This is a genomic window from Nocardia sp. NPDC058058 (assembly GCF_042885355.1).
Classification (GTDB): domain Bacteria; phylum Actinomycetota; class Actinomycetes; order Mycobacteriales; family Mycobacteriaceae; genus Nocardia.
Window position 1 is genome coordinate 1,269,899 of the sequence record NZ_JBHVSA010000004.1, and the last position, 20,603, is coordinate 1,290,501.

20 protein-coding genes are annotated in these 20,603 nt (G+C 66.9%); 16 read left to right on the top strand and 4 right to left on the bottom strand.

Going from position 1 to position 20,603, the window contains the following annotated elements; all coding sequences use genetic code 11:
- Nucleotides 1-12 precede the first annotated feature (12 nt).
- Complete coding sequence (locus ACFVUS_RS36900) at nucleotides 13-1,803, bottom strand: nitrite/sulfite reductase (RefSeq protein WP_387777622.1); 1,791 nt, start codon at nucleotides 1,801-1,803, stop codon at nucleotides 13-15.
- Nucleotides 1,804-2,192: 389 nt separating this feature from the next.
- On the opposite strand from ACFVUS_RS36900, the gene ACFVUS_RS36905 reads away from it, so the two are divergent.
- Nucleotides 2,193-2,600, top strand: a complete 408-nt coding sequence (locus ACFVUS_RS36905) for an SgcJ/EcaC family oxidoreductase (protein WP_387777625.1) — start codon at nucleotides 2,193-2,195, stop codon at nucleotides 2,598-2,600.
- A 3-nt stretch (nucleotides 2,601-2,603) separates the two neighbouring features.
- Here the strand turns inward: ACFVUS_RS36905 and ACFVUS_RS36910 are convergent, their stop codons facing one another.
- The gene (locus tag ACFVUS_RS36910; protein ID WP_387777628.1) at nucleotides 2,604-3,440 is read right to left on the bottom strand and encodes an immunity 49 family protein; all 837 of its coding nucleotides are present in this window, start codon (nucleotides 3,438-3,440) and stop codon (nucleotides 2,604-2,606) included.
- Between the two features lie 214 nt (nucleotides 3,441-3,654).
- On the opposite strand from ACFVUS_RS36910, the gene hemW reads away from it, so the two are divergent.
- The 6 genes from hemW (at nucleotide 3,655) to ACFVUS_RS36940 (ending at nucleotide 9,723) form a co-directional block, all read left to right on the top strand.
- A complete protein-coding gene (gene hemW / locus ACFVUS_RS36915; protein ID WP_387778562.1) occupies nucleotides 3,655-4,851 on the top strand; it encodes a radical SAM family heme chaperone HemW in 1,197 nt (398 codons plus the stop codon).
- 31 nt (nucleotides 4,852-4,882) lie between these two features.
- Nucleotides 4,883-6,118, top strand: a complete 1,236-nt coding sequence (locus ACFVUS_RS36920) for an epoxide hydrolase family protein (RefSeq protein ID WP_387777631.1) — start codon at nucleotides 4,883-4,885, stop codon at nucleotides 6,116-6,118.
- A 141-nt stretch (nucleotides 6,119-6,259) separates the two neighbouring features.
- Nucleotides 6,260-6,586: a hypothetical protein gene (locus ACFVUS_RS36925; RefSeq protein WP_387777634.1), complete on the top strand. Its 327-nt coding sequence runs from the start codon at nucleotides 6,260-6,262 to the stop codon at nucleotides 6,584-6,586.
- Between the two features lie 163 nt (nucleotides 6,587-6,749).
- Nucleotides 6,750-7,790: a heat-inducible transcriptional repressor HrcA gene (gene hrcA / locus ACFVUS_RS36930; RefSeq protein WP_375968474.1), complete on the top strand. Its 1,041-nt coding sequence runs from the start codon at nucleotides 6,750-6,752 to the stop codon at nucleotides 7,788-7,790.
- Between the two features lie 36 nt (nucleotides 7,791-7,826).
- The gene (dnaJ, locus tag ACFVUS_RS36935) at nucleotides 7,827-8,978 is read left to right on the top strand and encodes a molecular chaperone DnaJ (protein ID WP_387777637.1); all 1,152 of its coding nucleotides are present in this window, start codon (nucleotides 7,827-7,829) and stop codon (nucleotides 8,976-8,978) included.
- Between the two features lie 4 nt (nucleotides 8,979-8,982).
- Nucleotides 8,983-9,723 (top strand): 16S rRNA (uracil(1498)-N(3))-methyltransferase, encoded by a 741-nt coding sequence (locus ACFVUS_RS36940; protein WP_387777640.1) that lies wholly within the window; start codon nucleotides 8,983-8,985, stop codon nucleotides 9,721-9,723.
- 169 nt (nucleotides 9,724-9,892) lie between these two features.
- Here the strand turns inward: ACFVUS_RS36940 and ACFVUS_RS36945 are convergent, their stop codons facing one another.
- On the bottom strand, nucleotides 9,893-11,140 hold the full coding sequence (locus tag ACFVUS_RS36945) for an MFS transporter (protein ID WP_387777643.1): 1,248 nt from the start codon (nucleotides 11,138-11,140) through the stop codon (nucleotides 9,893-9,895).
- Between the two features lie 156 nt (nucleotides 11,141-11,296).
- On the opposite strand from ACFVUS_RS36945, the gene ACFVUS_RS36950 reads away from it, so the two are divergent.
- The 6 genes from ACFVUS_RS36950 (at nucleotide 11,297) to era (ending at nucleotide 16,692) form a co-directional block, all read left to right on the top strand.
- Nucleotides 11,297-12,199: a LysR family transcriptional regulator gene (locus ACFVUS_RS36950; protein ID WP_387777646.1), complete on the top strand. Its 903-nt coding sequence runs from the start codon at nucleotides 11,297-11,299 to the stop codon at nucleotides 12,197-12,199.
- 185 nt (nucleotides 12,200-12,384) lie between these two features.
- Nucleotides 12,385-13,443 carry a PhoH family protein gene (locus ACFVUS_RS36955; protein ID WP_387778565.1) on the top strand — a complete coding sequence of 353 codons (1,059 nt, stop codon included), beginning with the start codon at nucleotides 12,385-12,387 and terminating at the stop codon, nucleotides 13,441-13,443.
- A 22-nt stretch (nucleotides 13,444-13,465) separates the two neighbouring features.
- Nucleotides 13,466-14,032 carry an rRNA maturation RNase YbeY gene (gene ybeY, locus ACFVUS_RS36960; RefSeq protein WP_364638543.1) on the top strand — a complete coding sequence of 189 codons (567 nt, stop codon included), beginning with the start codon at nucleotides 13,466-13,468 and terminating at the stop codon, nucleotides 14,030-14,032.
- Nucleotides 14,029-15,351 (top strand): hemolysin family protein, encoded by a 1,323-nt coding sequence (locus ACFVUS_RS36965; protein ID WP_387777649.1) that lies wholly within the window; start codon nucleotides 14,029-14,031, stop codon nucleotides 15,349-15,351. Before ybeY ends, ACFVUS_RS36965 begins: the two co-directional genes overlap by 4 nt.
- Nucleotides 15,344-15,754 (top strand): cytidine deaminase, encoded by a 411-nt coding sequence (locus tag ACFVUS_RS36970; protein ID WP_387777652.1) that lies wholly within the window; start codon nucleotides 15,344-15,346, stop codon nucleotides 15,752-15,754. Before ACFVUS_RS36965 ends, ACFVUS_RS36970 begins: the two co-directional genes overlap by 8 nt.
- Nucleotides 15,751-16,692, top strand: a complete 942-nt coding sequence (gene era, locus ACFVUS_RS36975) for a GTPase Era (RefSeq protein WP_364638534.1) — start codon at nucleotides 15,751-15,753, stop codon at nucleotides 16,690-16,692. Before ACFVUS_RS36970 ends, era begins: the two co-directional genes overlap by 4 nt.
- Before the next feature lie 37 nt (nucleotides 16,693-16,729).
- Here era and ACFVUS_RS36980 read toward each other — a convergent pair whose 3' ends face one another.
- The gene (locus ACFVUS_RS36980; RefSeq protein WP_387777655.1) at nucleotides 16,730-18,151 is read right to left on the bottom strand and encodes an amidase; all 1,422 of its coding nucleotides are present in this window, start codon (nucleotides 18,149-18,151) and stop codon (nucleotides 16,730-16,732) included.
- A gap of 255 nt (nucleotides 18,152-18,406) precedes the next feature.
- On the opposite strand from ACFVUS_RS36980, the gene recO reads away from it, so the two are divergent.
- From recO to ACFVUS_RS36995, 3 genes are all read left to right on the top strand, one after another.
- Nucleotides 18,407-19,174 carry a DNA repair protein RecO gene (gene recO / locus ACFVUS_RS36985; RefSeq protein ID WP_387777658.1) on the top strand — a complete coding sequence of 256 codons (768 nt, stop codon included), beginning with the start codon at nucleotides 18,407-18,409 and terminating at the stop codon, nucleotides 19,172-19,174.
- Between the two features lie 178 nt (nucleotides 19,175-19,352).
- Nucleotides 19,353-20,156: an isoprenyl transferase gene (locus ACFVUS_RS36990; RefSeq protein ID WP_387778568.1), complete on the top strand. Its 804-nt coding sequence runs from the start codon at nucleotides 19,353-19,355 to the stop codon at nucleotides 20,154-20,156.
- On the top strand, nucleotides 20,153-20,566 hold the full coding sequence (locus ACFVUS_RS36995; protein WP_375968468.1) for a hypothetical protein: 414 nt from the start codon (nucleotides 20,153-20,155) through the stop codon (nucleotides 20,564-20,566). The genes ACFVUS_RS36990 and ACFVUS_RS36995 overlap by 4 nt, the downstream gene beginning before the upstream one ends.
- Nucleotides 20,567-20,603: the final 37 nt, after the last annotated feature.

Genomic DNA, 20,603 nt, shown 5'->3' on the forward strand with positions numbered 1-20,603 from the left:
TGTTTCCTCCAACTACCGCAGGTCTGCCTCTTCGGCGCGGACAGCCCACACCGCGAAACGCTCACCCTCATCACGGTTCTTGACGAAGTTGCGTACGACGCGCTCGATGTAATCGCCGAGCTCGGTGCTGGTCACCTTGTGCTGGCGCAGTTTCCGGCCGAAGCCGCTGTCGAGTCCGAGGCTGCCTCCGAGGTGAACCTGGAAGCCTTCGATCTGATTCCCGTCACCGTCGTCGACGAGCATGCCCTTGAACCCGATATCGGCGATCTGCGAACGACCGCAGGAGTTGGGGCAGCCGTTGATGTTCACCGTGATGGGCACATCGAGGTCGGCGTTGATATCGGCGAGGCGGGTCTCGAGCTCGGGGGCCAGCACCTGGGACCGCTTGCGGGTCTCGGTGAAGGACAGCTTGCAGAACTCGATACCGCTGCACGCCAGCAGGTTTCGCCGCCAATGCGACGGACGACCGTGCAGGCCGAGCGGCTTCAGCTCGTCGATGAGCCATTCGACCTTGTCGTCGGGGACGTCCAGGACGATCAGCTTCTGGTACGGGGTGAATCGAATCCGGTCCGAACCGATGGATTCCACCGCGTCGGCGACCTTTTGCAGGATGGTGCCCGAGACGCGACCGGCGATGGGGGAGAAGCCGATGGCGTTCAAGCCATTACGCAGCTTCTGCACGCCGATGTGGTCGATCGGGCGCTCCGGCTGCTTGGGCGCGGGACCGTCGATCAGCTTGCGCTTCAGGTATTCGGTCTCGAGCACCTCGCGGAACTTCTCCACGCCCCAGTCCTTGACCAGGAACTTGATGCGCGCCTTGGTGCGCAGGCGGCGGTAGCCGTAATCGCGGTACAGCGACACGACCGCTTCCCACACATCCGGCACCTCGTCCAGGGGCACCCACGCGCCCAGACGCTGCGCCAGCATCGGATTGGTGGACAGGCCGCCGCCGACCCAAAGGTCAAGTCCCGGACCGTGTTCGGGATGTTCGACACCGACGAACGCGATGTCGTTGATCTCGTGCACCACATCCTGCTGGCCCGAGATGGCGGTCTTGAACTTGCGCGGCAGGTTGGAGTATTCCTTCTTGCCGATGTACCGCTTGACGATCTCGTCGATGGCGGGCGTCGGATCGAGCACCTCGCCGAACGATTCCCCGGCGAGCGGCGAACCGAGCACCACGCGCGGGCAGTCGCCGCACGCCTCGGTGGTCTGCAGGCCGACCTCTTCGAGCCGTCGCCAGATCTCCGGCACGTTCTCGATCTCGATCCAGTGGTACTGCACGTTCTCGCGGTCCGACAGATCCGCGGTATCGCGGCCGAATTCGGTGGAAATCTGTCCGAGCGTGCGCAATTGGCGCACATTGAGCGCGCCCGCATCGCAGCGCACCCGCATCATGAAGTACTCGGCCTCGAGCAGATCGATGTTCTCGTCACCGGTGAAGGTGCCGTCATAGCCCTGCTCGCGCTGGGTGTACAGACCCCACCAGCGCATGCGGCCGCGCAGATCGCTCTTGTCGATGGAGGCGAAACCCTGCTTCGAGTAGATGTTCTCGATGCGCGCGCGCACGTTGAGCGGGTTGTCGTCCTTCTTGCTCTGCTCGTTCGCGTTCAGCGGCTCGCGATAGCCGAGCGCCCACTGTCCCTCCGACTTGCGCCGCACCGGCTTACCGGTGCGTTCACGCGGCGCGACGGGCGCGTCCGAGCGTGGGCGATCCGGTCGGACGCGGCGTTCGGCGGCGGGCCGTTCGGGGCGTGCGGGACGAGCGGATTCGGAACTGTCGGCGTCGGTGCTCGACGTCATGGGGGTCGCTCCTGAAAGTCTTACGGGCAGGCGAGAGGGGCTGACTCACGCCTCCGATATCAGCGAACCGGCAAGTTCGACGCCGCAGAATTGGCGTCGATCCGGGGAAGGGGGGAGCCGATCTACCGGAGGCTTCCGGCCAGACAGCTCGCGCTGCAGACACGCTTGAAGTCGACATGGCGCCGGGCCACGAGTCGTACTCCAAGTTCCGTCATGGAGCTTATTGTGCCATGTCAGAGAGGTTGTTCCGACCGCCCGACGATATTTTCCGGACTTTCGAGGGAAATCCCCTGGTTAGCAAGCCTGGTTTGTGACAACAGTCATAGATCACCGGGTTATCGATCTTGGACGGTTGACCTTGACCGCACTCGAGGTTCGAAACTGGGCAAATGAGCACCTCAGAACTCGACACCGCCGCCGAGACCGCAGCCATCCACGCCGTCGTCGCCCAGGTCGCCGCCGCACAGCGCGCCGAGGACGCGGACGCCTTCCTGGACCTGTTCCACCCCGACGCCATCTGGACCACCGGGCACGGCAAATTCCTCAACGGGCGCGACGAGATCTCCGAATTCACCCGCGCGGTGCTCCCCGGCGCGACCAAGGACGGCTACGCCACCTACGAACCGTTCTTCATCCGCTTCATCCGTCCCGATGTCGCCGTGGTGAAGGTGCGCCAGCAGTACCTCACCCACGATGACGTCCTCGTCTCCGAGGGCACCCCGCTCTACGGTCTGACCAGGGAGGACGGCCGCTGGCTGCTCACCTTCTGCCAGAACACCCCGGTGATCGCCGCATGAGGCTCACCCCGGCTGCTCGATCGCCTCCAGCACGAGCAGCCAATCCGGGCGGAGGATGAAACCCGAAGGCAGATACTCGGATTCGATATCTATCCGCAGTCCGAGATCACTCGCCCAGCAGGCCAGCGCCAGCAACGGCAGCGAGAACACGCCTTCGGGGTCATGCCGCCAGGTGTCGGTATCGAAGAACGACCGGTGCAGGCGCAGACCATTGCCGAGCTCCCAGAGGAAGCCATCGGCATCACCGTCGGCGAAGCGGGCGAACACCTCGATACTGGGCCGCAGCAATCCGTTCACCGATTCCTGCGCGCCCACCCGGCTGGTCGTATCCAGGGCTCGCGCCCGCTCCACGACCGCCTCGGGGCCGAACCGCCAGGCCTCCTGGAGAATCCGTGCCCACTCGTACTGGAACTCGTCGAAGGCGTTCCCGCCGGTCTCCCGCAACCGCTCGATCGGATACTCCACGATCTCGTTCATCGCGTCGGGATCGCGGGCGATCAGCGCCCAGTAGAACGCGGCCCGCCACCCGGTGACCCGATCGTGGTTGTCGAACCCGGACGCGATCCCCCCGGCGCGGAACCGATCGGTGACCGTCTCGACCGCCATCTTCGCGTACCGCCAGGTCATCTCCTGCGTCGCCCGCGGATCCCAGATCAGCGTGCGCGCCAACAACTCTCCGCCGAACGACCGCGCGAAATTCGGTCCGTCCGGCCGCACCGCGGGCATCGGCACGTGATAGACGATCGGGGCCACCGATCCGGCATCGACGATCGCCAGCTCCGCGACATCGATCGCGTGCCGAGCCACCACATCCCCCGGCCGCTTGTCGTCATCCCACATGGATCCCCCTGTTCGCCGATGTGCGGGGACAGCATGTCAGCCGCCGGGCGGTAGCGCCTGCCGCGAGAAACCGCGGGTTGCGTCATCCGTGGTGCGCACGGGCCGGATTCGAGTGGGTGCGGCGAGCGGACAGCGGTCTCTCGCCGTCCGGTGCCCGGGCGCGTGCGGTGTGAGCTGGGCTACCGGTCACACTGGAGAGGTGAATTCCGTCGGTATCGCCCCAACCGTTTCCGCAGATCAGCCTTCGCTGGAGCTGCGGGACTTCGGGGGCGGGCCGTTCGGGATCTATATCCACGTGCCGTTCTGTGCGACGCGCTGCGGATACTGCGATTTCAATACCTATACGGCGGGGGAGCTGGGTACCTCGGCATCGCCGCAGTCCTGGTTCGAGGCGCTGCGCGGCGAATTGGCAACCGCCGCTGAGCAATTCGCGGCTTTTCCGAGCGCGACGCCGCCCGTGGAGACGATCTTCGTCGGTGGGGGGACGCCCTCGCTGCTCGGCGGGGACGGGCTCGCGAATGTGCTGACCGCCATTCGGGACAACTTCACGCTCGCGCCGGGGGCCGAGGTGACCACCGAGTCGAATCCGGAATCGACCTCACCGGAATTCTTCGCGAGGCTGCTCGATGGCGGCTTCACCCGAATCTCGCTGGGCATGCAGTCCGCCGCCGCGCATGTGCTGAAGGTGCTGGACCGCACCCACACACCGGGGCGCGCGGTCGCCGCCGCGCGGGAGGCGCGCGCCGCCGGGTTCGAACACGTCAACCTCGATCTGATCTACGGCACGCCGGGGGAGCGCGATATCGATCTCGACGCCAGCCTGGACGCGGTGCTGGCCGCCGGGGTCGATCACGTATCGGCGTACTCGCTGATCGTCGAGGACGGCACCGCGCTGGCCCGCCGGGTGCGCCGCGGTGAACTGCCCGCACCCGACGACGATGTGCTCGCCGCCCGCTACGAACGCATCGATTCGCGGCTCGAGGCCGCCGGGCTCGGCTGGTACGAGGTCTCCAACTGGGCCGCGAACGACGGCGCCCGCTGTCGCCACAACCTCGGCTACTGGGATGGCGGTGACTGGCTCGGCGCGGGTCCGGGCGCGCACAGTCACGTCGGCGGCGTGCGCTGGTGGAATGTGAAACACCCTGCGCGCTACGCGGATCGGGTGGCGCTCGGCGGCCTGCCCGCCGCCGGCTGGGAGCAGCTCAGCGACTCCGAGCGCTATACCGAGCGGGTCATGCTCACCGCGCGCCTGCGCACCGGATTGCCGCTGGGCGATCTCGATGCCGACGGCGCGGCGGCGGCGCAGCGCGTGGTCGCGGACGGTCTGGCCGAACTGCGCGCCGACCGGCTGGTGTTGACCGATCGGGGCCGCCTGCTCGCCGATGCCGTCGTCCGCACCCTGCTCACCTGATCGGCGCGCGGCTGGTCCGACGGCCGCGCGGATGGCCGAACGCGGCCATTGCCGCGTCTGTCCGGAGATCCCGTTTATTCGGCCACGGGCCGCCGGGCGCGGGATTACCCTGGCCTCTATCAGTACGTTCGACGAGGACATCATCCCCTTTCAAGTCGAGGTCTCGCAGGCACAGCTGCGTGATCTCCGGCAGCGTTTGAGTCAAACCCGGTGGCCCGCACAGATTTCCGGCACCGGGTGGGCGCGCGGGGTGCCGGGCGAGTATTTACGGGAGCTCGCCGAGTATTGGGCGCAGCGCTTCGACTGGCAGGCGTGGGAGAAGCGGCTCAACTCCTATCCGCAGTACGTGACGGTCATCGATGGCGCGCGAATTCACTTCCTGCACATACGATCCCACCGCACCGGCGCGACTCCGATGATCATGCTGCACGGCTGGCCCGGTTCGGTGCTGGAGTTCCTGGATGTGATCGAACCGCTCAGCGATCCCGAGGACGGCAGTCCCGCATTCGATCTGATCATCCCGTCCCATCCGAATTTCGGATTCTCCGGTCCCACAACCGATTCCGGCTGGGACAGTATTCGCACCGCGCGCGCCTACGCCGAACTCATGCGCCGCCTGGGTTATCCGCGCTACGCCGTGCAGGGCGGCGACTACGGCGCGTTCATCGGCCCCGATCTGGGCCGGATCGATGCGGACCGGGTGCTCGGCGTGCATGTCAACGCCGCCACCTGGGGTTTCATGCCGCACGGTCAAGTGCCCGATGACGATGCCGCCACCCTCACCGAGCTGGAACGCGAAAAGCTCACGCTCATAGGCGAATTCCTCACCGACGGCAGCGGCTACTACCAGATCCAGGGCACCCGCCCGCACACCCTCGGGTTCGCGCTCGCGGATTCCCCTGCGGGCCAACTGGCTTGGATAGTGGAGAAGTTCCACGCCTGGACCGGATCTCGCGGCGCGCTGGAAGACCGCGTCGACCGCGACCACATGCTCGCCGACGTCTCCATCTACTGGTTCACCAATACCGGCAGCTCATCGGCCCAAATGTATTACGAATCCCTGCATTCCCCGCAGCATCCCACGCACTCCCGGGTCCCGACCGGGGTGGCCAATTTCGCCGGGGATCCGGCCATTCGGCGCTATGCCGAGCAGCTCAACAACATCGTGCGCTGGACCGAGTTCGACACCGGCGGCCATTTCGCGGCCATGCAGACCCCGGACCTGCTTGTTTCGGACATTCGCGCTTTCTTCGCGGGACTGCGATAGCGCGCGGGCCGATCGGAAATGTGATGGGCGTTACATTCCTCCCGGTTTGAAATCTACCTATTTCAAACCGGGGTCGCAATAGCATTGTGTCCCACCGGCCATCGAGGTCGGTTGTCGCACAACTGTTTTCGTGAGGGATCGATGAAACGCGCCATAGCCGCCGGACTGCTCGCCACCGCCGCCCTTGCCGTATCGGCAGCGCCCGCCCAGGCCGAGGGCCCGGCCACGATCGGCAATGTGGGCACCGGCAGCACCGAGACCATCCACTGTGACGACGGCACGCGAGTCCAGTTCCTGGGCACCGGTTCGGCCGTCCTCGATCTGGGGGCGAACGTGCTCGGTCTGCTCTACGACGGGGCGGTCGGAACCGGCAGCACCGACAATTCGAGTCAGGTGCCCTGCAATACGACTCGAAGAGGACTGGACGCCCTGCTGACAAGCCTCTACCGCTCCGGTTCCGCGGGCTGATCCACACCCCGGCGTTCCGTCCCGCCCCCGGATCGCGCTGAGGTCGCGCAGGTAATTTGCCGATCGGCAACTAAACTGGAGCGCGACTATCAGGGAATCATCCGCGCACTGCCCACGGCGGCGGTCACGGTGCACCCGAACGCGAGCGAGGAGGTGGGGCTGAATGTCGACCACGGAGCAACGGCGGCTCGAGGTCCTGCGGGCGATCGTCGCGGACTACATTTCGACCAAGGAGCCGATCGGCTCGAAAACACTGGTGGAACGGCACAATCTGGGTGTCTCCAGTGCCACGGTGCGCAATGACATGGCGGTGCTCGAGGCCGAGGGGTACATCACCCAGCCGCACACCAGCTCGGGGCGGATACCGACCGATAAGGGCTACCGGCAGTTCGTCGATCACATCTCCGAGGTGAAGCCGCTCTCGAACGCCGAGCGCCGGGCCATCATGGAATTCCTGGAGAGCGGTGTCGATCTCGATGACGTACTCCGTCGCGGCGTCCGCCTGCTCGCCCAGCTGACCCGTCAGGTCGCCATGGTGCAGTACCCGACCGTGAGCGCCTCCACCGTCCGCCATATCGAAGTCGTGGCGCTCAATCCGGCCCGGCTGCTACTGGTGGTCATCACCGATTCCGGTCGCGTCGATCAGCGCCTGGTGGATCTGGGCAATATCGTCGGTGACGACGATCTCGGCGCACTGCGCGCCATGCTCGGTAAGGCCATGGAGGGCAAGCGCCTCGCGTCCGCGTCCGCCTCGGTGGCCGAACTACCCGAGCACTCCACCGGCAAGCTGCGCGATGTGCTCATCCGCGTCTCCACGGTGCTGGTGGAAACCCTCGTCGAACATCCCGAGGAGCGCCTGGTGCTCGGCGGCACCGCGAACCTCACCCGCAATGCCGGGGACTTCGCCGGGAACGGATTCCCGGGTTCCCTGCGTTCAGTCCTCGAGGCCCTGGAAGAACAGGTCATCGTGCTGAAGTTGCTGGCCGCCTCACAGCAGCCGGGTACCGTGACCGTGCAGATCGGGGAGGAGACCAAGGTCGAACAGATGCGTGGAACGGCGGTGGTGTCCACCGGATACGGGATGCCCGGTACCGTTCTTGGCGGCATGGGGGTGCTGGGCCCGACGCGTATGGACTATCCGGGGACCATCGCCTCGGTAGCGGCCGTGGCCCGGTACATCGGTGAGGTGCTCGCCGAACGGTGAGCAACCAGCGAGACGAAACAGGACTAGAGAGCACAAGTGGCACGGGACTATTACGCACTGCTCGGCGTCGCACGCAACGCGACCGACCAGGAGATCAAGCGCGCCTATCGAAAGCTGGCGCGTGAACTGCATCCCGACGTCAACCCGGAACCGGAGGCGCAGGAGCGCTTCCGCGAGGTGTCGACGGCCTACGAGGTGCTGACCGATGCGGAGAAGCGGCGCATCGTCGACCTCGGCGGTGACCCGATGGAATCCGGCGGCGGTATGGGCGGCGGCTTCTCCGGCGCGGGCTTCGGCGGTCTGGGTGATGTGTTCGAAGCCTTCTTCGGCGGGATGAACACCTCCAACCCGCGCAAGCCGCGCGGCCGGGTGCAGCCCGGCGCGGATTCGCTGCTGCGCACCCGGCTCTCGCTACAGGAGTGCGCGGTCGGTGTCACCAAACACCTGACCGTCGACACCGCCATCCTCTGCGATGTGTGCGTGGGCTCGGGCACCAACGGCAACTCCAAGCCGGTGCGCTGCGAAACCTGCGGTGGCGCGGGCGAAGTGCAGACGGTGCAGCGGTCCTTCCTGGGTCAGGTCATGACCTCGCGGCCGTGCCCCACCTGCCGTGGCGCGGGCGAGACCATTCCCGATCCCTGCCGCAAGTGCGGCGGCGACGGCCGCGTGCGTTCGCGCCGCGAGGTCGCCGCGCCGATTCCGGCGGGTGTGGCCAGCGGTATGCGCGTTCGCCTGGCCGCGCAGGGCGAGGTCGGCCCGGGCGGCGGCCCCGCCGGTGACCTGTACGTCGAGATCGTGGAGCAGCCGCACGACACCTTCGTGCGCGACAGCGATGATCTGCACTGCACCATCCGCGTGCCCATGGTGGACGCGACGCTGGGCACCACGGTCGTCATCGACACCATCCTGGACGGTCCGGTCGAGCTCACCATTCCGGCGGGCACCCAGCCCGGCGAGGTCTCGGTGCTGCGCGGCCACGGTATGCCCAAGCTGCGCGCCAACTCCCGCGGTGATCTGATCGCGCACCTGGATATCGTCATCCCCACCAAGATGGACAGCAAGCAGCAGGAACTGTTGCGCAAGTACAAGGGCATGCGACCCAATGAGCGCACCGAGGTGCTCTCCACGCAGTCCGAGCACAACAGCGGTCTGTTCGCCCGGTTGCGCGCCTCCTTCAGCGGACGCTGATCCCTTGGCCGCCACCGTCTTCTACCTCGACGACATCCCGGAACCGGGTGCCACGGCCGTCCTGGACGGCCCGGAAGGCCGCCACGCGGCGACCGTCCGGCGCATCCGGGTCGGCGAGCCGATCATGCTCTCCGACGGCAACGGGCTGCTCGCCGACTCCGAAGTGGTTGCGGCCGAAAAGGATCGCCTCGAGTTGAAGGTCCTGGACCGACGGGTCGCCGCTCCGGCGACCCCGCAGGTCACGGTGGTCCAGGCACTCCCCAAATCCGAACGCTCCGAACTAGCGGTCGAACTCATGACCGAGGCCGGAGCCGACGCCATCGTGCCCTGGCAGGCCATTCGCTGCGTCTCCAAATGGGATAACAAGGCGCACAAGGCCGTCGAGAAATGGCGCACCGCGGCCAAACAGGCCGCCCGCCAATCCCGCCGCCCCTACATCCCCGACGTCGCCGACCTGCACCACACCCGCGACCTCCTGAACCTGGTGCGCGAAGCCAAATCCCACGGCGCGATCGTCGCGGCCCTGCACGAATCCGGCGCGGGCCGCTTCACCGACCTCCCCTTCACCGACGCCCCCGAGGTAATCCTCATCGTCGGCCCCGAAGGCGGCCTGGACGATTCGGAACTGACCGCCCTCGCCGACGCCGGCGCGGACATCGTCCTCCTGGGCCCCACCGTCCTGCGCACCTCCACCGCCGCAGCGGTCGCCCTCGGCGCACTGGGCGCACTGACCCCACGCTGGTAAGTCCCTACGCCCCGGTGGATGTACAAGCCCCGTCATTCCGGCGCGCTTTTGGCCGGAATCCACACGGTTGCGGTGGATCCCGGCCAAAAGCATGCCGGGATGACTAGTAGGTGAGATGTCGAGTGGGTTGGCGGATGGCGGGTGGTCAAGTCTCCGTACTTGTCGTGCGCTATGCGGACTTCACGGGATCGTTTGCGGCCGCTGGTGATTGGGGTTGCGACGGTCGTGAGCGCACTGTAAGCGTGCCGACCAGGCCGGTGGCGAGTGCGACAAGCACCGCGATGTACCCGGCGAGTCCGGGCCATGCGAAGCGGCCGAAGACCAAGCCGCCCAGTCCGCCGACGACGGAGCTGCCGAGGTAATAGGCGCACATGTAGAGGGCGGATGCTGCCGCGCGATTGCCGTCGGCAGCTGCGCCGACCCAGCCGCTTGCCGTCGCGTGGATGGCGAAAAAGCCTGCGGTGCAGAGCAATACGCCGAACAGGATGATCGGCAATACGTCGGGCAGGGTCAGTAGCAGTCCGGCGGCCATGGCGAGCAGACCCAACCCCATGACCCGGGATCTGCCGACTCGCGCTGTCATCCGGCCCGACGCGGCGGCTGTAACCGTCCCCGCGAGGTACAGCACGAACACCAAACCAACTGTGGCGGCCGACAACCCGAATGGTTCGCGGGTGAGCCGATAGCCGAGGAAGTTGTAGAGCGAGACGAAGCCGCCCATCATGACGAAGGCCAGTCCGTACAGCGGCAACAATGTGCGATCCCGCAGGTGATTCGCGAAACCGGCAGCGACAGAACGAATTGCGATCGGGCGCGGCGTGAACCGACGCGAGCCCGGCAGCATGCGCACGAAGACTCCGGCACATGCCGCCGCGGCAATGGCGATCGTGGCCGCACCCCAGCGCCACGATCCGACTTCCAGGGTAAATGCCGGGATGAGCCGTCCGGTCAATCCGCCCAGGCTGGTCCCCGCGACATAGACGCCCATCGCCGCGCCCAGCCCGCCCGCGCCGATCTCCTCTGCCAAATATCCCATCGCCACCGCGGGCACCCCCGCCAGCGCTACACCCTGTATTGCCCGTCCGGCCAGCAGCACCTCCAGCGTGGGGCTGAACGGCAGCAATAGCCCGATGACGCTGGCCGCCACGGCCGATCCGATCATCACGCGGGTGCGCCCGACTCGATCGGACAGGACACTCATCGGCACGATCGCCAGTGCCAGCAGCCCGGTGGTCAGTGATACCGCCAGCGCCGCCCGCGCCGGAGTCGCGCCGAACGCGATCGACAGACTCGGCAGCAGCGCCTGCGCGCTGTACATCGAGGCGAAGGTGGTCAGCCCGGCGGCGAAGAGCGCGACCGTGATTCGACGCTCGTGTCCCGTGGTGTCGGCGGTGGCGGATGCGGCGACAGCGGTCATCAGCCGAGCATGGGCGCGCCCGCCTCCGAAAGGAAATGCATAATCAACGCAGAGTTGATGCATTTGCTGCATTAGTAGAGCTACCGGGTAGGAGGGTGGTCATGCCGAGTGACAATCCGCACTGGTTCACTCCTGAACGAATCCGGGAGGCCGGGCATGGCGAGTGATGATCTGCACTGGTTTCTGACGCTGGCCGAGTTGGAGCGGGTCGGGGTGGCGGCCGAGCGGTTGCATCTGACGCAGCCGACTTTGTCGCGCATGCTGGCTCGGCTCGAAACGCGGCTCGGGGTGCGGCTTTTCGATCGGCACGGGAAGCGGCTGACGCTCAATGAGTTCGGACGGGTCTATTACGAGCACGCGCGGCGGGCTCAGGGTGAACTCGACTCCGCGGCAAGGGAACTCGCGGATCTCGCGCATCCCGCGAAAGGCGTTGTGCGGCTGGCGTTTCAGCATTCGCTCGGGGCTCGGGTGGTGCCCGAGTTGATCGCCGGGTTCCGGCGGGTATCGGGCCGGATCACTTTCACACTGCAACAGGACGCGGCCGATGTGGTCACGGGTCTGGTGCTCGATGGCAGTGCCGACCTGGGGATGTTGTCGCCCCGGCCGAAGCGGCCGGGTGTCGGGTGGCGGCCGCTGCTACGGCAGCGGCTGGCGCTGGCGGTGCCGCCGGATCATCGGCTGGCGGCGCGGCGGCAGGTGCGGCTGGCCGAGGTGGCCGATGCCGAGTTCATCGCCATGCATCAGGGCTTCGGTATGCGCCAGGTGCTCGACGAGCTGTGCGCGGCAGCCGATTTCCGGCCGCGCATCGGTTTCGAATGCAGCAATCTCGGCACCATCGCCGGTCTGGTGGCGGTCGGTTTGGGCGTTTCGGTGGTGCCGCTGGAGTATCCGCTGACCGGCGGACCGCAGCCGGACGCGGCGCTGATCCCGCTCGCCGAACCGGACGCGGTGCGCGAGGTCGGCCTGATCTGGCGCACCGGCGGCGCGCCGTCGGACGCGGTGCGCCGTTTTCGGGATTTCACCGTCGATTGGGCGCGCCAGCGCTCCGGCGGCGGATAACGCCCAGGCAGCGGCGATGCGGCGTTCTCGCGTCACCCTGCCGGTAGCGGCTTATTCACTGGGCGGTGTCGGTGGGCGGCGGTAAACTTCCATCAAAGATGTGACTCTCTAGACCGGGAAGCAGGCCATAGTCACTTTTGAGTACACCAGGCAAAATCGGCGACCAGAACATCCCCAATGTCGGCATCGGCGCCGGCGACAATGGGTCCGGACCGGCGGGCCGGACCGTTCGCTCCAGCATTGAATTGGCACCCGAGTCGGTGTTCGGTTTCCTGGGTTCGGCTGATGAGAACCTGCGTGAGCTCGAGCGACTCCTCGATGCCGATATCCACGTCCGCGGCAATACCGTCACCCTGACCGGCAAGCCCGCCGATATCGCGCTCGCCGAACGGGTCATCGCGCAGCTGGTGGACTTGACCGCGCGCAATCGTCAGGTCAGCCCGGAGGCGGTGCGGCACACCTACTCCATGCTCACCGAGGGTTCCTCGGATTCCCCGGCGGAGGTGCTGAGCCTGGACATTCTGTCCCGGCGCGGCAAGACGATTCGCCCGAAGACGTTGAACCAGAAGCGATATGTCGATTCCATCGACCATCACACCATCGTGTTCGGCGTCGGCCCGGCCGGTACCGGTAAGACGTATCTGGCCATGGCCAAGGCGGTGCAGGCCCTGCAGAACAAGCAGGTCACCCGCATCATCCTGACGCGTCCGGCGGTCGAGGCGGGTGAGCGGCTGGGCTTCCTGCCCGGCACCCTCAACGAGAAGATCGATCCGTATCTGCGTCCACTCTACGACGCCCTGCACGACATGATGGATCCCGAGGCCATTCCCAAGCTCATGGCCGCGGGTGTCATCGAGGTCGCGCCGCTGGCGTATATGCGCGGTCGCAGCCTGAACGATTCGTTCATCATTCTCGACGAGGCGCAGAACACCACCGCCGAGCAGATGAAGATGTTCCTGACGCGTCTGGGCTTCGGTTCGAAGATCGTGGTGACCGGTGACGTCACCCAGGTCGACCTACCCGGCAGCTCGCGTTCGGGGCTGCGCGCCGCGACCGAGATCCTCGCCGATGTCGACGATATCCACGTCGCCGAGCTCACCAGCGCCGATGTGGTGCGGCATCGCCTGGTCGGCGAGATCGTCGACGCCTACGACCGCTATGAGGCCGAGTCCCGGCCACAGGTCGCGCACTATCCGGGCAACCGCGCGCAGCGGCGTGCCGCGAGCCGGGAGGGGCGGCACTGAACTCGGCCGATAGGCTGAGCGGGTGAGTATCGAGATCGCCAACGAATCGGGTATCGAAGTATCCGAAGAGGAACTGGTCAGCGTCGCGCGCTTCGCGATCGGTCAGATGGATGTCCATTCGGCCGCGGAGCTGTCGATGGTGTTGGTCGATCTCGACACCATGGCGGACCTGCACATGCGCTGGATGGACCTGCCGGGTCCGACCGATGTCATGTCCTTCCCCATGGATGAGCTGGAGCCGGGCGGGCGGCCCGATGCCGCCGAGCCCGGCCCTTCCATGCTCGGCGATATCGTGCTCTGCCCCGAGTTCGCGGCCCAGCAGGCCGAGAAGGCCGGGCATTCCATGGATCACGAGCTCGCCCTGCTGACCGTGCACGGCGTCCTGCACCTGCTCGGCTACGACCATGCCGAGCCGGAGGAGGAGAAGGAGATGTTCGCGCTCCAGGCCTCGCTGCTGGAGGGCTGGTACGAGAGCCTGCGCGAGGCGCAGGTGCGTGCCGAGATCGCCGAGCGCGATCGTGAGCGCGATCGCCGGCTGCTGGGTAAGACCGGCTTCACCGATTCCGGTGATCCGCTGGATCCCGCGTGAATTCGTTCGTCCTGCTGCTGCTGGCCGTAGTGCTGGTTCCGGCCGGTGGCGTTTTCGCCGCGCTGGATTCGGCCTTGAACACGATTTCCATTGCGCGCGTTGACGATATGGTGCGCGCCGATCGCACCGGCGCGACCCGCCTGGCGAAGATCATCGCCGATCGCCCGCGCTATGTGAATCTCATGGTGCTGCTGCGCGTGCTGTGCGAGATCACCGCGACGGTGCTGCTCGCGGCGGTCCTGCTGGATTGGCTGAACGAGGTTGCGGCACTGGTGGTTACGGCCGCGGTCATGGTGCTGGTCGACTATCTGGTGATCGGGGTCGGCCCGCGCACACTGGGCCGCCAGCACGCGTATTCACTGGCATTGGGCGCATCGCTGCCGTTGCAGGCCATCGGAACGCTGCTCGGCCCGATCAGCCGCCTGCTGATTCTGGTCGGTAATGCCATTACCCCCGGTAAGGGATTCCGCAACGGCCCCTTCGCTTCCGAGATCGAATTGCGCGAGGTCGTCGATCTGGCCGGTGAGCGCGGAGTGGTGGACGCCGAGGAACGCCGGATGATCCAGTCGGTGTTCGAACTGGGCGAGACCACCGCGCGCGCGGTCATGGTGCCGCGCACCGAGATGGTGTGGATCGAGGCGGAGAAGACCGCGGCGCAGGCGATGTCGCTGGCCGTGCGTTCCGGGCATTCCCGTATTCCGGTGGTGGGTGAGAACGTCGATGACATTCTCGGCGTCGTCTACCTGAAAGACCTTGTGCCGTACGCGGACCGGGCCAAGAAGGTGAAGGTGCGCGAGGTCATGCGCCCCGCCGTCTTCATGCCCGATTCCAAACCCCTGGACGCCCTGCTCGATGAGATGCAGCGCCGCCGCAACCATATGGCGGTGCTGGTGGACGAGTACGGCGGTATCGCCGGACTGGTCACCATCGAGGATGTGCTGGAGGAGATCGTCGGTGAGATCGCCGACGAGTACGACACCGATGAGACCGCGCCCGTCGAGCAGATCGGCCCGGGCAAATACCGTGTCTCCGCGCGACTTCCGGTCGAGGACCTGGGCGAACTGTTCGATATGGAAATCGACGATGAGGATGTCGACACCGTCGGCGGCCTGCTCGGGCATGCGCTGGGCCGTGTCCCGCTGCCGGGTTCCAAGGCCGTGATCCACGGTTTGCAGCTGCGCGGTGAGGGCGGTTCGGACGCGCGCGGCCGGGTGCGGGTGCACACGGTCGTGGTGCGCCGCCCGCTGGAGAAGGTCAAAAACGAAGCGGCCGAAGGGAAACCGGACGGCGCACACGAAGAGGGAGAATCCGATGACTGACTTGGACGCCGAGGACAACAAACTGTTGATCCTCGCGCGCGGTGCGATGGGCCGCACCGGCGGCAGCGCGGGCGCGGCCATCCGGGATACCGATGGGCGCACCTACGCGGCGGGCGAGGTCGGTCTGCCGAGTCTGAAGCTGACCGCGTTGCAGTCGGCGGTGGCTGCCGCGATCTCCAGTGGCGCAGAGGGTTTCGAGGCCGCGGTGGTGGTGGCGGGGCGGTTCTCCGATCCCGGCGTGCCCGCGGTGCGTGAGGTGTCGCCGACGGCGCGCATTGTCTTCACCGATGCCAAGGGCGCGGTGTTCGAGGTAGTGGAAGGGCCGGTCGAAGGTGACCCGGCCACCCGGCCCGGTATTCCCGAGGGCTTCGATCTGGAAACCGAGTCGGAGGTATTCGAATGAGCAGTAAAGACGTATTCCGTTCGGGCTTCGTATGTTTCGTGGGACGGCCGAACACCGGCAAATCCACGCTGACCAATGCCATGGTGGGGCAGAAGATCGCCATCACCTCCTCGCGTCCGCAGACCACCCGGCACACCATTCGCGGCATCGTGCATCGTGAGCACGCGCAGCTGATTCTGGTGGACACCCCCGGTCTGCACCGGCCGCGCACGCTGCTCGGGCAGCGGCTCAATGATCTGGTGCGCGATACCTATTCCGAGGTCGACGTGATCGCCATCTGCATTCCGGCGGATGAGAAGATCGGTCCGGGCGACCGGTGGATCGTCGAGCAGATCAAGTTGATGGCGCCCAAGACCAAGCTGCTGGGTGTGGTCACCAAGATCGACAAGGTGAGCCGCGACGCCATCGCGCATCAACTCATGGCGGTATCCGCGCTGCTCGGCCCCGAAGCCGAACTGGTGCCGGTCTCCGCGGTCAAGGGTGAGCAGGTCGAGACGTTGATCGACGTCATCGCCTCGCAGATGCCCGAGGGCCCCGCCTTCTACCCGGACGGCGAACTCACCGATGAGCCCGAGGAAACCCTCATGGCCGAGCTCATTCGCGAAGCCGCGCTCGAAGGCCTGGACAACGAACTCCCGCACTCGCTCGCGGTCGTCATCGAGGACATCCTCGAGCGCGAGGAGAACGAGGACACCGCCACCGAGGGCACCCGCACCCACGAGGGCATGCTCGACGTGCACGCCCTGCTCTACGTGGAACGCCCCAGCCAGAAGGCCATCATCATCGGCAAGGGCGGCGCCCGCCTCAAAGAGGTGGGCACCAGCGCCCGCAAGCAGATCGAGAAGATTCTCGGCACTCGTATCTACCTGCACCTGCACGTGAAGGTGGCCAAGGATTGGCAGCGCGACCCGAAGCAGTTGGGCCGCTTGGGCTTCTGACATCGGGCACCCGTGTGATGCCGCCGCCTGATCTTGGTCAGGCAGCGGGGCGGTTCCACCAAGGGGTTGGGCGGTGTTTGTGCCATTGGAGTTCGGATTCCAATTGGGCCGCAACCGATATCAGCAGGGGTTCGGAGTTGGCCGGGCCCATGAGCTGGGAGCCGACGGGCAGGCCCGCGTCGGTGAAGCCCGAGGGGACGTTCACCGCGGGCCAGCCCAGGACATTCCACGGCCAGGTGTACGGGCATGACGAGGTGATGAGCTGATCCGTGGCCCACGAGCCGATATCGTCGATCTCGTGCACGCCGGGCGGGGGAGTGGCGGTGGTGGGGGCCAGCACCAGGTCGTAGTTGTCGAAGAAGCGGCCGATTCGCATGCGCAGCAACGGTTCCGCGCGCCGGGCGGCGAAGAGCGCCGGGCCGAGTACACGGCCGGTGACGGCGTTGCTCCGGGTGCGCGGATCCACCTGTGCGCCGGGTAGGCGGTGCAGCGCGTCGCGGATGCCGACCATGGAGCGGGGCAGGAAGGTCGCGCCCAGCAGGATGCCGTAGTGCACATCGGCGACGGTGACCTCGTGCCCGAGGTTTCGCAGTGCGTTGGCGGTGGCGTGCACGCGCGCCTCCACCTCGCGGTCCAGTGCGGTCTTGATGGCCGTGAACGGGGTGCGCAGCGACAGCGCGATGCGCAGCTTGCCCGGATCGCGCCCGACCGCGTCGGCGGCTCGAATCGGTTGCGGCCTATGCAGATCGCCCGTGTGCGGTCCCGCCGCCACATCCAGCAGCAGCGCCGCGTCGGCGACCGTGCGCGCCAGCGGACCGTTCACGGTGAGGCCGTAGAACGCCTCGGGCAGCGGCCAGGTGGAGATGCGCCCGCGCTGCGGTTTGATGCCCACCAGGTTGTTCCACGCCGACGGAATGCGCACCGACCCCGCACCGTCGGAACCCAGTGCGGCAGGCACCAATCCGGCCGCGACGGCCGCCGCCGAACCACCGGACGACCCGCCCGGCGTATGCTCCGCACTCCACGGATTCCTGGTGTGCCCGAACGCATTACCGCTCGTGAACGGAAGCTGCCCCAGCTCACAGGTATTGGTCTTGCCGACGATCACCGCACCCGCCGCGCGCAGCCTGCGCACCGATTCCGCGTCCTCGGTCTTGTCCGGGAATTCGCCACCGCATCCGAAAGCCGTTGGGCTGCCGGCGATATCGGTGTCATCCTTGACCGCGATCGGCACTCCCAGCAGCGGTGCCCGTTCACCCGCGGCCAATTTCCGATCGGCCTCGGCCGCCTCGATCAGCGCCTGCTCCCGCCGCACGATCCGAAACGCGTTGAGTCCCTGCTGGCTGGCGTCGATGGCGTCCAGCACCGCCCCGGTGGCCGCCACCGAACTGATCTTCCCCCGCTCGAGCGCCGCCGCCAGCTCCGCCAGCCCGAGCTCATGTACCGATGCCGTGGTCATCCGTGATTCCCATCTCCCTGCCGCACGCCGGAAACCTAGCGCGATTCTGGTCACACGTCCAGGGTCTCCGCCCATTTAGGAACCCGAGAGTTCTCAGTCGGCGATATCCTGTGGGCTGCTGCGATCCCGGCGCTGCACAGACGGGCGATCGGATACCGGGCATCGGGAGTTTCCGGTATTCGCGCCCGTACCAAATCTTTCGGCGCGCTCGCACACCGTCGTCGCGCGGTCGGTCCCGCGTGCGAGACTGTTGCGGTGCAGTTGTACAGAGACAATGCGGTAGTGGTGCGCCAGCACAAGCTGGGCGAGGCCGACCGTATCGTCACCCTGCTGACCCGCCAGCACGGTCTGGTGCGCGCGGTCGCCAAGGGCGTGCGCCGCACCCGCTCCAAGTTCGGGGCTCGGCTGGAGCCGTTCGCGTATGTGGACGTGCAGTTGCACCCCGGTCGCAATCTGGATGTGGTGACCCAGGTGCATACGGTCGAAGCCTTCGCTTCGGACATCGTCGCCGATTACGGCCGCTACACCACCGCCTGCGCCGTGCTGGAAACCGCCGAACGCCTGGCGGGTGAGGAGCGCGCGCCCGCGCCTCGACTGCACACCCTGACCGCCGGTGCGCTGCGCGCCATCGCGCAGGGTATTCGCCCGCATGAACTCATCCTCGACGCATTCCTGTTGCGCGCCATGGGTTTCGCCGGTTGGGCACCGGCTCTCGACGACTGCGCCCGCTGCGCCACCCCCGGCCCGCACCGCGCTTTCCATGTGGCGGCGGGCGGCGCGGTCTGCGTGCACTGCCGTCCCCCGGGCTCGGCAACCCCCATGCTCGGCGTCCTCGAACACCTCAGCGCCCTGCACCGCGGCGACTGGTCCGGCGTCAACGCCGTCCCCGACAACCTCCGCCGCCAAGCCAGCGGCCTGGTCGCGGCCCACCTGCAATGGCATCTCGAACGCCAACTCCGCACCCTCCCCCTGATCGAGCGCACCCGCCCGCACGAAGCCGCCGAATCCGCCGCCGTCAGCTGATTGGGGATCCCCGGAGTTCCGGGGTGTGAGCAGTCCGCACCCACCGTCATATTGCCGGAGTCTTCACGTTCCATCCCGTGTGCTCGCGTTGGTGCGGCGATGCCGCTATGTGGGGGAAGTGTGGGGAGTCGGTGGGAAGTCCGTGGGTGTGTTCGCGGGGTTGGGGGCATCGGGCAGGATGGTGGGCGTGATCGGTACTCGCAAACCTTCCGCTGTCCAGCGCGCGGTGCGTCCGCCTTCGCCGCATCCCTCGGGTGCGACGCCGCCCGCGATTCCCGCCGAGTTCGTGCCCAGGCATGTCGCGCTGGTGATGGACGGTAACGGCCGCTGGGCGCAGGAGCGTGGGCTGGCGCGGACCGCGGGGCATGAGCGCGGGGAAGCGGTGCTCATGGATACCGTCGAGGGCTGTATCGAGATCGGGGTGAAGTGGCTGTCGGCGTACGCCTTCTCCACCGAGAATTGGCGGCGCAGTCCGGATGAGGTGAAGTTCCTGATGGGCTTCAACCGCGATGTGATCCGGCGTCGCCGCGATGAGATGCACGAGATGGGTGTGCGGGTGCGCTGGGCCGGGCGGCGACCGCGCCTGTGGCGCAGCGTGATCAAGGAGCTCGAGATCGCCGAGGAGCTCACCAAGGACAATGACGTGATGACGCTGACCATGTGCGTCAACTACGGCGGTCGCGCCGAAATCGCCGATGCCGCAAGGGAAATCGCGCGCCGGGTGAAGTCCGGTGAGATCGATCCGGAGAAGGTGAACGAGGACACCGTCGCCCGCTTCCTGGACGAGCCGGATATGCCGGATGTGGATCTGTTCCTGCGCCCGTCGGGTGAGTTCCGCACCTCGAACTTCCTGATGTGGCAGTCCGCGTACGCCGAATTCGTGTTCCAGGAAACGCTTTTCCCGGATTTCGACCGTCGCAACCTGTGGGACGCCTGCATGGAGTACGCCAAGCGCGACCGCCGCTTCGGTGGCGCGAAGTGAGCGATGCGATCGCCCCGGCGGCGGAATTGCAGGCGCGCGCCGGGGCCGCGCTGTCCCGCTATGACGTCGCGGTCCGGGTCGAGGAGGGCGGCGGCCTGGGCTTCGAATTCGACGGCGCGCTGTGCTCGCTGCGCGGGGTGAATCTGGCCCCCGGCCTGGACGTGCTCACCCTGACCTGTGTGCTGGCCTGGGATCGCCCGTTGAAACCGCAGCTGCACAAGCGCGTTGCCGAACGCAACGCGGCTCTACAGTTCGGCTCGATCACGATCGTCGGTCACGACAAGCTGGCGGACATCATCCTGCGCTACACCTTCCCGGCCGCGGGCCTGGAGGATGAAGCGCTCGCCACCATGCTGCTGCTGGTGCTGTCCGGTGCGGGCCGCGCCCGCCAGGGTCTGGTGCTGCCCTGAATTCACACGGCGGCAACGGCTTTCGTCGCCGCCGGTG

Coding starts and splice junctions, on each gene's coding strand:
- ACFVUS_RS36900 (WP_387777622.1), bottom strand. CDS start 1,803: ATGACGTCGAGCACCGACGCCGACAGTTCCGAATCCGCTCGTCCCGCA.
- ACFVUS_RS36905 (WP_387777625.1), top strand. CDS start 2,193: ATGAGCACCTCAGAACTCGACACCGCCGCCGAGACCGCAGCCATCCAC.
- ACFVUS_RS36910 (WP_387777628.1), bottom strand. CDS start 3,440: ATGTGGGATGACGACAAGCGGCCGGGGGATGTGGTGGCTCGGCACGCG.
- ACFVUS_RS36920 (WP_387777631.1), top strand. CDS start 4,883: ATGGCCGAACGCGGCCATTGCCGCGTCTGTCCGGAGATCCCGTTTATT.
- ACFVUS_RS36925 (WP_387777634.1), top strand. CDS start 6,260: ATGAAACGCGCCATAGCCGCCGGACTGCTCGCCACCGCCGCCCTTGCC.
- hrcA (WP_375968474.1), top strand. CDS start 6,750: ATGTCGACCACGGAGCAACGGCGGCTCGAGGTCCTGCGGGCGATCGTC.
- ACFVUS_RS36945 (WP_387777643.1), bottom strand. CDS start 11,140: ATGACCGCTGTCGCCGCATCCGCCACCGCCGACACCACGGGACACGAG.
- ACFVUS_RS36950 (WP_387777646.1), top strand. CDS start 11,297: ATGGCGAGTGATGATCTGCACTGGTTTCTGACGCTGGCCGAGTTGGAG.
- ACFVUS_RS36970 (WP_387777652.1), top strand. CDS start 15,344: ATGACTGACTTGGACGCCGAGGACAACAAACTGTTGATCCTCGCGCGC.
- era (WP_364638534.1), top strand. CDS start 15,751: ATGAGCAGTAAAGACGTATTCCGTTCGGGCTTCGTATGTTTCGTGGGA.
- ACFVUS_RS36980 (WP_387777655.1), bottom strand. CDS start 18,151: ATGACCACGGCATCGGTACATGAGCTCGGGCTGGCGGAGCTGGCGGCG.
- ACFVUS_RS36990 (WP_387778568.1), top strand. CDS start 19,353: ATGGTGGGCGTGATCGGTACTCGCAAACCTTCCGCTGTCCAGCGCGCG.